The sequence below is a fragment of the Pyruvatibacter mobilis genome (assembly GCF_012848855.1).
Lineage (GTDB): Bacteria > Pseudomonadota > Alphaproteobacteria > CGMCC-115125 > CGMCC-115125 > Pyruvatibacter > Pyruvatibacter mobilis.
Window position 1 is genome coordinate 3,251,439 of the sequence record NZ_CP051630.1, and the last position, 16,221, is coordinate 3,267,659.

The window sequence follows — 16,221 nt, forward strand, 5'->3', positions numbered from 1 at the left end:
GCGTGTGAATGGCCACAATGCAGGCCGAGAGGCTGCCCCGGGGTGCATGTCCCGGGTGGCCGCATAATTGTTTCAAACATCACACGGGGCGGCGACCATGCGCACGCGAATTACAGAACTCTTCGGTATCGAGCATCCCATCATCCAGGGCGGCATGCACTTTGTCGGTTTCGCCGAAATGGCAGCGGCGGTGTCCAATGCGGGCGGCCTTGGCATCATCACCGGCCTGACTCAGGGCACGCCGGAAAAGCTCGCCGCGGAGATCAAGCGCTGCCAGGACATGACCGACAAGCCGTTCGGCGTGAACCTCACTTTCCTGCCGTCGGTGACGCCGCCTGACTATCCGGGTCTGGTTGATGCCATCGTGCAGAGTGGTGTGAAAGCCGTGGAGACGGCGGGCAACAATCCCGCCCAGTGGCTGCCGACGCTGAAGGAAGCGGGCATCAAGGTGATCCACAAATGCACCTCCGTCCGCCATTCGCTGAAGGCCGAATCCATTGGCTGTGATGCTGTGAGCGTCGATGGTTTCGAATGCGGCGGTCATCCCGGTGAAGACGACATTCCCAACTTCATCCTGCTGCCCCGTGCCGCCGAAGAGCTGAAAATCCCGTTCGTGGCGTCCGGCGGCATGGCCGATGGGCGCAGCCTTGTGGCAGCGATGGCGCTGGGTGCCGAGGGTATGAACATGGGCACCCGTTTCATCGCGACGAAGGAAGCACCGGTGCATGAGAACGTGAAGCAGGCGCTGATTGAGGCTTCGGAACTCGATACCCGCCTGATCATGCGTCCGCTGCGCAACACGGAGCGGGTCCTCAATAATGATGCGGTCGAGCGTCTGCTTCAGAAGGAGCAGGAGCTTGGTGACAAGCTGTCCTTCGCCGACATCGCCGAGGAAGTTGCGGGCGTCTATCCCAAGATCATGAAGGATGGCGACATGGATGCGGGCGGCTGGAGCTGCGGCATGGTCGCCGGCCTGATCCATGACGTTCCGACCTGTCAGGAACTGATGGACCGGATCATGGGCGAAGCGGAAGAAATCATCGCCAAGCGCCTGCAGACCTTCCGCGCCGCGTAAGGCGTACATTGCTGCAAGGCAGCACGACGCACGATTTTGCACCCCGGACCTGCCGCCCGTGCAGGCCCGGGGTGTTTTGATTCGGAACCATCCGGCCCCGCCCCGGTTTTCCTGTCGAGTTTCAACGGCAAGAGGACCCTTTCCCGAACGGGGCGAAAACCATGAACTGGGCTGGCTGGACATCCGATTTCAAGACGAGCGCGCTGGGGCAGAGAGTTGCACAGCTTCGCGACCGCGTTCGCCCCATCCTGACCTCGCGAGAGGGCAGGGTCGGCGTCATCGGCGGCACGCTTTTCGCCGCAGCCGGTGTGGCTGCCTTCCAGTCACCGGTGCTGGCAGAAGGGTGTTACCTTCCCAGCTCCCTGTCGCTTGCCGAGGTGCGCGACGCGCGGGTCACGGCCGCAGGTCAGGCTGTAGACGGGTCCATCGTGGACGTCGTGACCACGGCCCGCGGCCGGGTCGAACACATTGTCATTTCCTACGAATCTCAGGGAGAAGCGGGCTCGTTCCTGCGTACGGTCGCGCTGCGCCCCTCCCAGATCGATATCTGCACGTCCGGGTCCGAGGCCCGCGCTGACGTTGCCCTTACCCGGGCGCAACTCGATGGCCTCCGGGATGTGGTGATCGGCATGACAGCGGCCATGCCCGCATCCGTCGACGGTACCCCTGCATTGCGCAACGTGACTGCGCTCTATCATCCTTCGGAACTGAGCCTTGTGGCGCTCGCCGATTGGCACAAGGCGGAAGGCTCGGATGATGTTGAGTTTCGCCTTTACAAGGTCTCTGACGGCCTGCGTGTCGCTGCCGTGATGGCCGGCGATGCCGGCGGTGACATCGAGACTGCAGATAGCCGGCCAAGGGCCTTCTCGGAGATCGCCCGTCCGGCATATTCTCTCAATCAAGTGTCTTTCGCCATCTGATGTACGGCAAAACCCCGGAAAGCAGCGCTTTTTGGGGTTTTGCCATTCGGCTGGAAAAAGGTGTTGCGCCGCAGCAAAAAGTGACGCTGGCGTCATTTTCAATTGAAACCGGCATTTCCCCTGCGTTACCATCCGTGCAAATGGCCGCAAGTCAGTTGCGGCAAGCCGTGACCACCTTCCGCACATAACGGAGGGGGTGCGGCGTCACGCCGTGCGGTAGCCCTCTCCCCTTAATCGGGCCCCACGCAGTAAAGGAAGGAAGTGCATCCATGTCCCAGGCCGCCATTCAGGACACCCCTGAGATCGATCATGTCGAGCGTGCGCGCACCATGCCGCTCGAAGAGCTGAACATCGCCGACCCGGACCTTTTCCAGGCCGATGCGATCTGGCCCTATTTCGAGCGCCTTCGTAAGGACGCGCCGGTGCATAAAGCGACGTCGCCTGACTTCGGTGATTACTGGTCGGTGACCCGCTACGAGGACATCATGGCGGTGGACACCAACCACCACGTGTTCTCGTCGAGCTGGGAACATGGCGGCATCACGCTGTTCGACCAGATTTCCGATTTCCAGCTGCCCATGTTCATTGCCATGGACCCGCCCAAGCATGATGACCAGCGCAAGGCCGTGCAGGGCATCGTGGCACCCAACAACCTGAAGAACTGGGAAGACCTGATCCGCGAGCGCACCGGCTATGTGCTGGATTCGCTGCCGCGGGGGGAAGCATTCGACTGGGTGGACAATGTGTCGGTGGAACTCACTACCATGATGCTGGCCACGCTGTTCGATTTCCCGTTCGAGGAGCGCCGCAAGCTGACCCGCTGGTCCGACGTGGCGACCGGCCGCAACAATCCGGACATCGTGGAAAGCGATGAGCAGTGGCGGGCAGAACTGCTTGAGTGCCTCGAATATTTCACCAATCTATGGAATGAGCGCGTCAACTCGGACACGCCGGGCAATGACCTCATCTCCATGATGACGCATAGCGACAGCACCAAGAACATGGACCCGATGGAGTATCTCGGGAACATCATCCTGCTGATCGTCGGCGGCAACGACACCACCCGCAACTCGATGACAGCCAGCGTCTATGCGCTCAACAAGTTCGCCGGTGAGTATGACAAGCTGCTCGCCAACCCGGACCTGATCCCGAACCTGTCGTCGGAAATCATCCGCTGGCAGACACCGCTGGCCCACATGCGCCGCACGGCGCTGGAAGACATCGAGCTCAACGGCCAGATGATCAAGAAGGGCGACAAGGTTGCCATGTGGTACGTCTCGGGCAACCGGGATGCGGATGTGTTTGAAGACGCGGATACGGTGATCATCGACCGCGCCAATGCGCGCCGTCAGATGTCGTTCGGCTATGGCATCCATCGCTGCGTGGGCAATCGCCTGGGCGAGCTGCAGATCAAGATCCTGTGGGAAGAGATCCTCAAGCGCTTCCCGAAGATCGAGGTTCTGGAAGAGCCGACCCGCACCAAGTCCGTCTTCGTGAAGGGCTACACCTACATGCCGGTGCGTATCCCCGCCTGAGGCGGTCCCCGGCCGGCGGCGCTCGCCTTCAGATGAGCCCGCCAAAAAAGCGCGGTATCCCTTGAGTTCAGGGATGCCGCGCTTTCTTTTTGCCCAGCGTCCAGGAAGTATTGCGGCGCAATAAAAATGACGCTGGCGTCATTTTTATCTGGAAGGCTGATTTCCCTCGCGTTATCGTGGTCTTTAGGAAGCATCCCTAAAACGGGAGCAGGCCGGGGCCGACGCCTCATCGCGCGTCGGGGTCCGGCCTTGTTGCATGGCGTATCGGCCGCATGCCGCCCGGCCACGCAAGACAAGCGGAAGGAACATTTCATGTCGCAAGCAGCCATCGAAACCACGCCGGATATCGATCACACCGAGCGCGCCTGGAGCATGCCGCTCAAGGATATCAATCCGGCCCAGCGCGATCTGTTCCAGAACGACGTGATCTGGCCCTATTTCGAGCGCCTGCGTAAGGAAGCGCCGGTGCATAAGGGCTATGACGAGGAATTCGGCGAATACTGGTCGGTGACCCGCTACGAAGACATCATGGCGGTCGACACCAACCACCACGTGTTCTCGTCTGACTGGACCCATGGCGGCATCACGCTGTTTGACGGGCCGGAAGATTTCCAGCTGCCCATGTTTATCGCCATGGACCCGCCCAAGCATGACGAGCAGCGCAAGACGGTGCAGCCGATCGTGGCGCCGAACAACCTCAAGAACTGGGAGCCGCTGATCCGTGAGCGGACCGTCAAGGTGCTTGAATCGCTGCCGCGCGGTGAGGTGTTTGACTGGGTCGACAATGTGTCGATCGAGCTCACCACCATGATGCTGGCGACCCTGTTCGATTTCCCGTTCGAGGAGCGCCGCAAGCTGACTTTCTGGTCCGACATGGTGACGACCGACTCCAAGACACTGGAAGGCGGTGAGGAAGAGTGGAAGGGCCACATGCTCTCCTGCCTCGAATACTTCACCAATCTGTGGAACGAGCGGGTCAACTCGGACACGCAGGGCAATGACCTGATCACCATGCTGACCAAGGGCGAGAGCACCAAGAACATGGACCCGATGGAATATCTCGGGAACATCATCCTGCTCATCGTCGGCGGCAACGACACCACCCGCAACTCGATGACGGGCGGTCTTTATGCCCTCAACAAGTTCCCGGGCGAGTATGACAAGCTGGTCGCCAACCCGGACCTGATCCCGAACATGGTGTCGGAAATCATCCGCTGGCAGACGCCGCTGGCTCACATGCGCCGCACGGCGCTCGAAGACATCGAGCTTAACGGCCAGATGATCAAGAAGGGCGACAAGGTGGCCATGTGGTATGTGTCCGGCAACCGTGACGCGGACGTGTTTGATGATGCCGACAAGCTGATCATCGACCGCGACAATGCCCGCCGTCAGATGTCGTTCGGCTACGGCATTCACCGTTGCGTGGGCAACCGCCTTGGCGAATTGCAGATCCGCATCCTGTGGGAAGAAATCCTCAAGCGCTTCCCGAAGATCGAAGTGATGGAAGAGCCGGAACGCTCCCCGGGCTGCTTCGTGAAGGGCTACAAGTATATGCCGGTGCGCATCCCGGCCTGAAGCTCTCGATGCTGAAATGGAAAGGGCGCTGCGGGAAGACCGCAGCGCCCTTTTTCGTGGTCGGGTGAGTATCGTCGGATGTCAGTCTCGCGGCTCGGCTCTCAGCCCCTTCACCAGGGCCACGCAGCCGAGCAGCAGGACCGCTGCAAAGGGAAGCCCCGTGGAAACGGCGGCTGCCTGCAGTGCCGCAAGGCCGCCGCCCAGCAACAGGGCAATGGCCACCAGTCCTTCGAACAGGCACCAGAACACGCGCTGCGCCACCGGTGCATCCACCTTGCCGCCTGCCGTGATTGTATCGATCACCAGTGATCCGCTGTCGGACGATGTGACGAAGAACACGATCACCAGCACGATGCCGACGAAAGACGTGATCGCTGCCAGCGGAAGCTCGCTCAGCATGGTGAAGAGGCGAAGTTCCGTCGGTGCGTCGACAATGGCTTCAAATCCCTGGGTGACGAAGGTGATGGCGGTGCCGCCAAATGCGGTCATCCACAGGACGGAGACGATCGATGGGATCAGCAGCACGCAGAAAATGAACTCGCGCACCGAGCGTCCGCGGCTGACGCGGGCGATGAACATGCCGACGAAAGGCGACCACGAAATCCACCAGGCCCAGTAGAACGCCGTCCAGTCCTGGCGGAAATTGTCATCTTCCCTGCCGAACGGATTGGATAGCGGAACAAGCTCCGTCATATAGGCGCCGAGATTGGCAACGAAGCCCGACAGGATGGCCAGTGTCGGGCCCACGAGGATGACAAAGGCCAGCAGCATGATTGCCAGTACGAGGTTGATTTCCGACAAGCGCTTCACGCCTGCATCGAGACCCGCGACAACCGAGATGAGGGCGATGCCGGTGATACCGGCAATCAGCGTTACCTTCGACGTTTCGCTGACGGGAATGCCGAACAGGAACTCGAGACCCGCATTTGCCTGCTCCGCCCCGTAGCCGAGCGAGGTTGCGAGTCCGAACAATGTGGCGAAGACGGCCAGCACGTCGATCACATGGCCCGGCCAGCCCCAGATGCGCTCACCGAAGATGGGGTAGAAGATCGACCTGACGCTCAGGGGCAGGCCCTTGTTGTAGGCAAACAGCGCCAGCGACAGGCCGACAACCGCGTAGATTGCCCAGGGGTGCAGCCCCCAGTGAAAAATCGTTGCAGCCATGCCGAGCCGGCGCGCGGCTTCCTCATCGCCGGCAGCACCTGCCAGCGGCGCCCAGCTTTCCGGCGCACCGGCATTATCCACCAGGGCAGCCGAAAAGTGGGAAATTGGTTCGGAGACACCAAAGAACATCAGGCCGATGCCCATGCCGGCGGCGAACAGCATGGCGAACCAGCCGGCATAGGAATAGTCCGGTGTCGCATCCGGGCCGCCGAGGCGGATGCGCCCGAGCGGTGAAATCATGATGCCGACGACAGTCAGCACGAAAATGTTGGCGGCGGTCAGGAAGAACCAGTCAAAGCTGCTGGTGAGCTCCGGTCGCAGCCAGAACAGGAAAGCTCCGGCGGTTTCCGGAAACAGCAGTGTCAGCGTGGTGAAGAGGACGATGGTGAGGCCGGAGACGACGAAGACCGGATTGTGGATGTCGAAATCAAATGGCCCAACGCTTGCTTCCACATTGTCCTGGCCGATCTCATAGTCGGTGTCGATCAGGCCCGTATTGCCCTCGGGGGTCAGGTCAGTGTCTGTCGGCATGGATCCTCTATGTCTTGTTCGCCCCGCGTGTGGCCGCACGACTGCCATAGGGGAACAATCTTGGCGCGCGCTTGTTCCATCTGTGTCGCCGCCCTAGCAGACGGGCGCGCGTGGACGCAAATTGAGCAGAACGGACCAGGGAACTGGCAGGGGGAGAAATCATGGCTGAAGGAGCCGGGGCATCTTTAGAAGCCAGGCGGGCCGACACTGGTCGGACGCTGTTCCGGAGCCGGTTTACAATTGCCGCTCTTGCCGCGCTGACATTGCCGATGATGGCGGCGCCCGCCCAGGCCGATGGGCTCTTTGAAGTTGGGCCTGTCGAATTCGGTGGCGCGATCCGCGGCAACGTTACCTATCGCGATTACAATACGCCGGACGAGTTCGACGACTGGTTCGAGTTTGATACGCTGATTACCCGTGCTGATTTCGATACCGGCCGCTTCATCGGCTCCGCCCAGGGACGTCTATACTACTATCATCAGGACGGGCAGGATCACGATACGGCCTTCGTCCACCATGCATGGCTCGGTTACCGGTTCGATGACGGAAGCGTGGTGCATGCGGGTGTGCATCAGGTGCCGTTCGGTCTGCTTCCATATGCGTCTGACAACTGGTTCTTCTCCATCGCCTACTATGTGGGGCTGGAGGACGACTACGATCTCGGCTTCAAATATGTGTCGCCGGACTGGGACGGCTGGTCGCTTCAGGCGGCCTGGTACATTGGCGATGAAGGGGACGGTATCGGCCGGTCCGAAGACAGTGCCCGCTACTCCTATGACATTGTCGATGAAGGTGCGAACGGCAATGACGAGGAAAACCAGTTCAACCTTCGGGTGGCCCGCACTTTCTTTCAAGGAGATGACGACCGGTCGCTGGAACTTGGCGCGTCAGGTCAATGGGGTGAGGTGCCGAACGACATAACCGGCCAGGATGGCGATCACTGGGCAGCGGCGGTTCATCTGCGCGGGGAAGAAGGACGCTTCGGTTACGATCTCGAATTCGTCACCTACGACATCAACCAGAAAGTGCCTGCCGGTCTCAACCCTGACGTCGTGCAGATGGGTGCCTTTGATTTTCCCTATAATGTGGCGTCAGGCGGCGAGATCTATCTGGCCAATCTGCGCTACTCGCCTGAGTACAAGCTGCCTTTCTTCGAAAGCTGGACCGTCTACAACAATTTCAGTGTGCTGACGAAAGATCCGTCGGGCTTTGAAGATACCATCCACAACATCACCGGCGCTTATTTTTCAAAGGGGCCGTGGTTCATTACGCTCGATTATGGCGTGGGGCAGGGCAGCCCCTTCATCACCCGCGACTTCACCAACGGGCTGGCTGCGGGCAGCGATGAGTGGGACAGCCGCATCAACCTCAATGTGGCGCTGTACTACTAGGCCATGAACCAATCGAGCACACGCGCATTCACTTCGCGCGGATAGGTGTGGGACAGGTCGGGAATAATCTCGAGTTTCACCTCGGCACCTTTGGCGTCAAGTGTTTCAGCTGCCAACTCGGCCATTTTGGACGGGAACATCCAGTCGAGCGCGCCGTGCACCACATAAACAGGAAGGCCATCCAGTCGATCCGCCGAGGCCATCTCGCCCAGCATGGGGTGGAACGCGGTCGACATAGGGGCAAGGTGGGTGAACGGGCTCTCGTCGCGCAGGCCTGTCACGTAAGAAAACGTGCCGCCATCACTCATGCCGGTCAGTAGCAGTTTCGTGGCATCGACATTCCAGCGGCTTCGAATGTGCGCCAGCATGGCGTCTAGGTTCGGGCTGTCCATGTCATCGCCCATCAGTGACCATGTGTCGCCACGTGATGTGGGCGTGACGAGGATGACACCGCGACTGCGGGCCTCCCGCAGCCAGCTCCACAGGAAGCTGCGCCCGTGGCCGGACCCGCCATGCAGCGCCATCACCAGAGGGTAGGCGCGTGACGGGTCATAGTCTTCCGGCACGTAGAGCGAGAACCCGCCGCGCTCTTTTTTGTCATTGCTTGCTTCGATGACGCCCGTCTCGGCACGGTTGGCGCCATCTGCAAGGGCTGCCAGCCGCTCCTGGTCATCGCGCATGCCGGGTTCGAGGAAGTATCGGCTGACCGGCGGCAGGATCGCCGCCAGTGGATAAAGGGCTTCGTTGGCGCGTGGTGCGTGGCGCAGGGCCTTGAAGGCTTCGAGAATGAAATTCTCGGCGTGCTTGGCGGCGGCCAGTTCTCCGTAAGCGGATAACACTTCTTCCGCTGCCGTCAGCACACGGTCGCGCACCGGCAGCAAATGCTCCGGCCATGGGGCGGCTTCAAATACCGGGCGGGCATCTCGGATACCCATGTCCACGCCAGCCGCATGGTCCACGAGGTCATCGATCTGCGGCGGGTGCAGTTTGCGTGTGACATCTTCCAACGTGTCGAGCGCCACCAGCAAAGGAGGCAGCATGGCCGTCATAGCCTCGATGAGCTGGGTGTTCTGGTCGGGCGTGTCGGACATGGGAGATCTGCCTGGCAACGGTCGGAATCACAATGCGGGGGCAGTTGGCCATGAAATGGCGGCAGGCGCAAAAGCATGCTCATTGTGATCAGGCTTGCCGCTAAGAGTTCGTTATGCCAGCACGGATATAAGAGAAAGCGGGGAAACCGCTTGAAAAACAAGCAATTGCGGGAGGGATCATGCCAGCACCAGCTGCCATGAAAGGGCCGCTTGCGGCGATTGTCGCAGGGGCCGAAAGGGTTTTGTTCGCCAATCGGCGGCTCGTGCTGATCCTGTTTGCGTGTCTCACGCTGATCACCGGCATGCTGGCGACTCAGTTGAAAGTGGACGCAGGCTTCCTGAAGCAGCTCCCATCCGAGCATCAATTCATCCAGACATTCACCGACTACCGGGAAAAACTTCCCGGTGCGAACGCGGTCATGGTGGTGGTGGAGGCCAATGACGGGGACGTCTGGACGCCGGACTTTTTCCGCCGCTACTACGATATCTCCGATGAGGTCTTCTATCTGCCGGGCGTTGACCGGGCCACGATCCGCTCCATGTGGACGCCGAACACACGGGTGATGGAGATCACCGAAGAGGGCTTCCTCGCCTACAATCTCATCCCGGCTGCGGTAACGCGCGACGGCATAACCCCGGAAGCGCTCGAGCGGATCCGCATTGATACAGTGCGCGGCGGCTTTGCGGGGCAACTCGTCAGCCACGACAACCGGTCGGTGATGATCCGGTTTGAGCTGGCCGAGATAAATCCGGTGTCCGGGGAACGGCTGGATTACATCGAACTTGCACACCGGCTTGAGACCGGTATTCGCCAGAAGTTCGAGGATGAAGTCACGACGATCCGCATCATCGGCTTTGCAAAGGGCATTGGCGACATCGCGGATGGAGCCGCAGGCGTCGTCTATTTCATGGGGATTGCCCTGCTGCTGACGGCGCTGGCGGTCTATCTCTATGCGCGCTCCGTGCGTCTCACCCTGTTGGCGGTCGGTAGTTCGCTCGCGTCGGTCATCTGGCAGTTCGGTGTCCTTGAACTGCTTGGCTACGGGCTTGATCCGCTGGCGATCCTGGTGCCGTTCCTTGTCTATGCCATCGGCGTCAGCCACGGGGTTCAGCAGATCAACCTTTTCACCTCCGAGGTGATTGACGGGTCGAGTGCGGAGCAGGCGGCGCGGGCGACCTTCAGCCGGCTCTTCCTGCCGGGGTCGATGGCCCTGATTACAGATCTGGTCGGCTTTCTCACGCTTGCTCTTGTGCCCATCCCCATAATCCAGGAAATGGCGGTGGTGGCCACGGTCGGCATCGCACTCAAGATCGTCTCCAACCTCATCATGCTGCCACTGCTTGCGTCCTACATGACGCCGCGCCCGAAATTCGTCGCTCAGGTGCAGCGCCTGCGAGAAGGCCGCGCGCGGATGATGCGCCGGCTGGGTGGCGTTGCGCGGCCGGGGCCGGCCAAGCTGGTGCTTGGTGTCAGCGCAGTCCTGTTTGCCGTCTCCATCTATGAATCCCGCGACCGTCATGTGGGTGACCTGCATGCGGGCCTGCCGGAGCTGAGGGCTGATGCGCGCTACAATCAGGATGTCGAGTTCGTCACGGAAAATTTCGGCATCTCGCTCGATGCGTTTGTCACTGTGATGGAACTGCCCAACGAAGCCTGTATCGACCATCGCTACATGGTGGCGATGGAGGATTATGGCTGGCACCTTGAAAACGTGTCGGGTGTTGTCGGTGTTGTGTCGGCCGCCACGGTGGCGCGCAACAATATGCGCCTGTGGATGCAGGATGATCTCAAATGGCGCACGCTGCCGCGCGCGCAATCCACCCTGGCACTTGTGACGGCGCCTATTCCCACGAGCACGGGCCTCATCAACAGGCGCTGCGATACCATGCCGGTGATTGCGTTCCTGTCGGATCACAGGGCGGAGACAGTCAAGCGGGTGGTGGCTGCAGCGGAGAATTACATCGCGTCCAATTATGACAAGCTGGAGGGGCTCACCTTCCGTCTTGCCACGGGTAATGTGGGCATCATTGCCGCCACCAATGAGGTCATTTCGGAGAATGAGCTGCCGATGCTGCTCTATGTCTTCGGCGCCATTATCATTCTTGTCAGCCTCGCTTACCGGGATATCCGGGCTGTCATCTGCTGCTGCGCGCCGCTGCTGGTCGCCACCTTCATGGGCTACTGGTTCATGACGGAGCTGGGCATCGGCCTCAAGTCGTCCACCCTGCCGGTCCTCGTGCTGGCGGTGGGTATCGGGGTGGACTACGCGTTCTACATCTACAACCGGCTGCAGTTCCGGTTGGATGAGGGGCTGGCACTGGAAGAGGCTTTCCCGCTCGCCATGCAGGAGACGGGCATGGCTGTGGTCTTCACCGGCCTTACGCTTGCCATAGGTGTTGCCAGCTGGGCGTTCTCGGCGCTGAAGTTCCAGGCGGATATGGGCCTGCTTCTGTCCTTCATGTTCCTGGTGAACATGGTGGGCGCGGTGACGTTGCTGCCGGCGCTGGCCTGGGCTCTGGAGTGGTTGCTGCCGCGCCGGCAGAAGGCATAGTCACTCCGCTGGCTGGTGGCCTGTGCGTGCTTCCGGGTGTTCACGCTCCAGCCGGCGGCGGACGTCGCCGGGCGAGCCCGTGCCGCGCGCGAGCAGATTGTAGGCTACCGGCACGACGAACAGGGTCAGGGCGACGGATGCCAGTACACCGGCCAGCACCACCACGCCGATGACAGCGCGGCTTTCGGCGCCGGCACCCGAGCCGATAATCAGCGGAACGGTGCCGGCTGCGGTGGTGATGCCGGTCATGAGGATCGGGCGGAAGCGGGTGACGGAGGCTTCGCGCAGCGCCTCGGCGAACTCGACACCCTGATCGCGCAACTGGTTGGCAAACTCCACGATCAGAATGCCGTTCTTGGCGGCGAGGCCGACCAGCATCACCAGGCCGATCTGGCTGTAGATGTTGATGGTTGCCCCTGCCAGCCACAGACCGAACAGCCCGCCGCCGATCACGACCGGCACGGTCAGCATGATGATCAGCGGATGGACAAAGCTTTCGAACTGGGCCGACAGCACCAGGAACACGACAGCGATGCCCAGCATGAAGACGAAGAGAAGGGCGCCTCCCGCCGTGAAGTAGTCACGGCTTTCGCCCTTGTAGTCCACCACCACTGTTTCCGGCAGTTTTTCGTCAACGATCGTGTTGAGGTGCGCGATGGCGTCGCCGAGCGACAGGCCGTCGGCCAGATTGGCCTCAAGGGTAAGGGCGCGGATGCGGTTGTAGCGGTTGAGGGTCGTGGAGCCTGCAAATTCCTGGATCGTCACGAGGTTCGACAGGGGAATGAGTTCGCCGGACCGCTCTGACCGTACATAGATGTTCTGAAGGTCAGTCGGGGTGCGCTGGCTTTCGCGCTCACCTTCCAGGATCACCGGGTATTCCTCGCCGCCATCGATGTAGGTGGTGACATTGCGGCCGCCGAGCATGGTCTCCAGCGTGCGGCCAATTTCAGAGACGGTGACGCCGAGTTCGGCGGCACGGTCATAGTCCACATCCACTTCCACCTGCGGCTGGGTTTCCTTGTAGTCCCAGTCAATGCCTTGCAGGCCTGGATTGTTGGTCTCAAGCTCAGTGAGCATGATGTCGCGCCATTCGGCCAGCTCATCATAGGTGCCGCCGCCGATGACGAATTGCAGAGGCTTGTTGGTGCCGCCGCCGAAGCCGCGCCGCATAACGGGGAAAGCCCGCACGCCCGGAAGGTCCGATAGTCTGGCGCGGATTTCATCCATGATGACAAAGGCCGACCGGCGTTCGGACCAGTCCGCCAGCACCGAGATGACGATGCCGGTGTTAAAGGCGGTGATGTTGCCGAAGCTGCGTGGGCTGCGCACCAGCAGCGTTTCCATCTCGCCGCTGTCGAGATAGGGCACGAGGCGGGCTTCGATCTCGTCCATGTACTCGTTCATGAAGGCGTGGGTCGCGCCCTCAGGTCCGTTGACGATGATGAAGAACGCGCCCTGGTCTTCCTGCGGGGAGTATTCCGCAGGCAGCGCGTTGTAGAGCAGCGCTGTACCACCCAGCAGGGCGACAAACGTTGCAAACACGATGAGGGGGCGCGTAAGCGACCATTCGAGCGCGCCTGCATACCAGTCCCGGGAAGCTCGCAGCAGGGCTTCAACGCGGGCGCTGATTCCGCTTTCCGCCGAGTTGGGCCGCAGGATCTTGGAGGCGATCATCGGCGAGATTGTGAGTGCCACGAGGCTGGAGATAGCGACGGCTGCAGCCATGGTCAGGGCGAATTCGGCGAACAGACGGCCGATGTCCCCCTCTGTGAAGGCGATCGGCACGAAGACCGAGATCAGCACCATTGTGGTCGCGATGACAGCGAAGCCCACCTGGCGGGTGCCTTCGAAGGCCGCCACGAGTGCTGTTTCGCGATTTTCGTCCATGCGCCGCTGAATGTTTTCCAGCACCACGATGCTGTCATCCACCACCAGGCCGATCGCCAGTACCAGGGCGAGCAGGGTCAGCAGGTTGATCGAGAAACCGAGAATCAGCAGGAGGGTGAAGCTGGCGGTGATCGAGATGGGCACGGTCACGGCCGGCACCAGCATCGCGCGGATATTGCCAAGGAAAGCAAGGATCACCAGCACCACCAGCACCATGGCAATGGCCAGTGTCTTGTAGACTTCGTTGATGGCGCCTTCGACGAAGATGGAGGTGTCGAAGCTGACGGTGATTTCCATGCCTTCCGGCAGGGTCGGGTTCAAGCGGTCCGCCTCTGCCTTGGCGGCGCGGGCTACGTCGATCGTATTGGCTGTGGACTGCTTGACGATACCGATGCCGATGCGCGGCAGGGTGTTGCCGCGGAAGAAGGTTCGGTCCTCATCGGCGGAGCGTTCCACGCGGGCCACGTCCCCCAGACGCACCAGGTATCCGTCTTCACCACGCGCCAGAACAAGGCGGGAGAAGTCCTCGGCATCGTTGAAAGAACGTGCCACCCGCACGGTGAATTGGCGCTCGAGGCTCTCAACAGCGCCGGCCGGCAATTCCACGTTCTCGGCGCGCAGTGCGCGCTCCACGTCCGACGCGGTGAGACCGCGGGCCGCCATTTCCATCCGGTCAAGCCAGACGCGCATGGCGTAGCTCTTGGCACCGGAGAGGCGCACGCGCGCGACACCCGGCAGCACCGAGAAGCGGTCGGCCACGTAGCGCTCTGCAAAGTCGGTCAGCTCCAGCGTCGACATGTTGGGGCTGGAGAGCGACAGCCAGACGATTACGCTTTCATCTGCGTCCCGCTTCTGCACCTCCGGCGGATCCGCCTCATCAGGCAGGTTGTCGACGATCCGCGAGACGCGGTCGCGCACGTCATTTGCGGCTGAATCCACGTCGCGGCCGGTCTTGAACTGGATGGTGACGTTGCTCTCGCCGTCCTCGCTTGAAGACTGGATGAAATCGATGCCCTCGATGCCGGAAATGCGGTCTTCGATGATCTCGGTGATGCGGGATTCAACGATCGAGGCTGCAGCCCCCGGATAGGCGGTTTCGATGGTGACGACCGGCGGATCGATGTCCGGATACTGACGAAGAGGCAGCTGGGTGAAGGACACGATGCCGAACACAACCAGCAGGATGCCCAGCACGGCGGCAAAGACCGGGCGGGTCACGGACAAATCGGACAGGAACATGGGCGCACTCCGTCGGGCGGCAGCAGCGGTTTCACATTAGCGGGGCCTGCACCGTGTGTGATGCAGGGAAATTTCTTGCGGGCGCGGGAGCTCAGCCGCCGACAGGTTGGCTGGTGGCTGCGTCCGGACCCAGAAGCTCTTCCAGCGTGTCGCCGCTCTTGCTCACGGCCTTGACCTCAATGGCCTGTCCGGGGGTGAGCTGGCTGGCGCCACGGGTCACGACCCGGTCGCCGACGGAAAGACCGTCGATCACCTCAACTTCGCCGGGGCGGCGGGTGCCGAGAGTTATCTTGCGCCGTTCGGCAACGGGTTTGCCGTCTTCTTCCACGGCCACATAGGCATAGGTCTCGCGTGCGATGGGTACGATGGCGTCTTCGGAAATGGTGACGGCGCGGCGCGGGTTGCGCAGCAGTTCCACGGTCATCAGCAGGCCGGGGCGCAGCACGCGGTCATCATTGGGCAGCAATGCGCGCACGATGATGGAGCGGGTGACCGGGTCGATCTCGTTGTCCAGGCTTGAAATCTCACCTTCGAACTCGCGGCCCTCCAGTGCACGGGCCCGGGCGCGGATGGCGAGGCCGGGCTCGATGGTGGAGAGGTATGCGGTGGGGACAGAGAAATCGAGCTTCATGACGCTGTCGTCATGGATCCGCGTGATGACGTCACCCGGCGCGACCAAGGCGCCGACGGAAATCCGGCGCAGGCCGACCACCCCGTCGAAGGGTGCCGTGATGACGCGGTCCTTGAGACGCGACTGCAGCGCCCGGCGTCTTGCCACGGCGGTCTCGTAGGAGCGCTTGCGCTCATCCAGCACCGAGCGGGAGATGGTGCCCTGGCCGACAAGGCTCTGGGCGCGGTTCAGCTGGCGGCGAGCTTCATTGGCGGCGGCGTTTTCTTCTTCGAGGAGGGCGCGTTCCTCGCCGTCCGCCATGGTCAGCAGGGTGTCGCCTGCCGCAACGCGGGCCCCGTCGTCGAAATAGACGCCGGTCACGGTGTCAGTCACGGTCGCCGTGATCTCGACGGTCTCATTGGCACGCAGCGTGCCGATCGCTTCGATACGGTCGACGAATTCAGTCTCGGCGGCCTCCTGTACAAAAACAGGGACGGGGCCGCCGCGGCCTTGTGCTTGAGCGGGGGCTGCCAGGCCGCCAATGCTGACGGCGCTACAGACGGCCGCGAAAAGAGAAACTGAATAACGCATAAAATGTTCCGAACCGGCTTGGGGTCCGCCAAACGGGCATGGCGGCGGCCAGATGCGGGA

At 61.5% G+C, this 16,221-nt stretch carries 11 protein-coding genes; 7 read left to right on the forward strand and 4 right to left on the reverse strand.

Annotated features, from left to right (window positions below):
- Positions 1-97 precede the first annotated feature (97 nt).
- The 5 genes from HG718_RS15225 to HG718_RS15245 all read left to right on the forward strand — a co-directional run bounded on the left by HG718_RS15225 (position 98) and on the right by HG718_RS15245 (position 5,105).
- Complete coding sequence (locus HG718_RS15225) at positions 98-1,075, forward strand: NAD(P)H-dependent flavin oxidoreductase (protein ID WP_027840235.1); 978 nt, start codon at positions 98-100, stop codon at positions 1,073-1,075.
- A gap of 161 nt (positions 1,076-1,236) precedes the next feature.
- Positions 1,237-1,995 (forward strand): hypothetical protein, encoded by a 759-nt coding sequence (locus HG718_RS15230; protein ID WP_160586457.1) that lies wholly within the window; start codon positions 1,237-1,239, stop codon positions 1,993-1,995.
- Positions 1,995-2,183 carry a hypothetical protein gene (locus tag HG718_RS15235; protein ID WP_160586458.1) on the forward strand — a complete coding sequence of 63 codons (189 nt, stop codon included), beginning with the start codon at positions 1,995-1,997 and terminating at the stop codon, positions 2,181-2,183. Before HG718_RS15230 ends, HG718_RS15235 begins: the two co-directional genes overlap by 1 nt.
- Positions 2,184-2,264: 81 nt before the next feature.
- The gene (locus tag HG718_RS15240) at positions 2,265-3,530 is read left to right on the forward strand and encodes a cytochrome P450 (protein ID WP_160586459.1); all 1,266 of its coding nucleotides are present in this window, start codon (positions 2,265-2,267) and stop codon (positions 3,528-3,530) included.
- Between the two features lie 312 nt (positions 3,531-3,842).
- Positions 3,843-5,105 (forward strand): cytochrome P450, encoded by a 1,263-nt coding sequence (locus HG718_RS15245; RefSeq protein ID WP_027840239.1) that lies wholly within the window; start codon positions 3,843-3,845, stop codon positions 5,103-5,105.
- A gap of 81 nt (positions 5,106-5,186) precedes the next feature.
- On the opposite strand, the gene HG718_RS15250 is transcribed toward HG718_RS15245, so the two are convergent.
- Positions 5,187-6,800 carry a BCCT family transporter gene (locus HG718_RS15250; protein WP_160586460.1) on the reverse strand — a complete coding sequence of 538 codons (1,614 nt, stop codon included), beginning with the start codon at positions 6,798-6,800 and terminating at the stop codon, positions 5,187-5,189.
- 161 nt (positions 6,801-6,961) lie between these two features.
- Between HG718_RS15250 and HG718_RS15255 the strand changes: the two genes are divergently transcribed.
- Positions 6,962-8,191 carry a porin gene (locus HG718_RS15255; RefSeq protein WP_160586461.1) on the forward strand — a complete coding sequence of 410 codons (1,230 nt, stop codon included), beginning with the start codon at positions 6,962-6,964 and terminating at the stop codon, positions 8,189-8,191.
- On the opposite strand, the gene HG718_RS15260 is transcribed toward HG718_RS15255, so the two are convergent.
- Entirely contained in the window at positions 8,188-9,282 is a 1,095-nt protein-coding gene (locus HG718_RS15260; RefSeq protein WP_244617565.1) for a carboxylesterase family protein, read from the reverse strand. The two genes, HG718_RS15255 and HG718_RS15260, sit on opposite strands and share 4 nt — an antisense overlap.
- Before the next feature lie 179 nt (positions 9,283-9,461).
- Here HG718_RS15260 and HG718_RS15265 point away from each other — a divergent pair, with 179 nt between their 5' ends.
- On the forward strand, positions 9,462-11,834 hold the full coding sequence (locus HG718_RS15265; protein ID WP_244617566.1) for an efflux RND transporter permease subunit: 2,373 nt from the start codon (positions 9,462-9,464) through the stop codon (positions 11,832-11,834).
- Here the strand turns inward: HG718_RS15265 and HG718_RS15270 are convergent, their stop codons facing one another.
- Both HG718_RS15270 and HG718_RS15275 read right to left on the reverse strand, forming a co-directional pair.
- A complete protein-coding gene (locus HG718_RS15270) occupies positions 11,835-14,960 on the reverse strand; it encodes an efflux RND transporter permease subunit (RefSeq protein ID WP_160586462.1) in 3,126 nt (1,041 codons plus the stop codon).
- Between the two features lie 91 nt (positions 14,961-15,051).
- Positions 15,052-16,161 (reverse strand): efflux RND transporter periplasmic adaptor subunit, encoded by a 1,110-nt coding sequence (locus tag HG718_RS15275; protein ID WP_160586463.1) that lies wholly within the window; start codon positions 16,159-16,161, stop codon positions 15,052-15,054.
- Between the last annotated feature and the right edge of the window lie 60 nt (positions 16,162-16,221).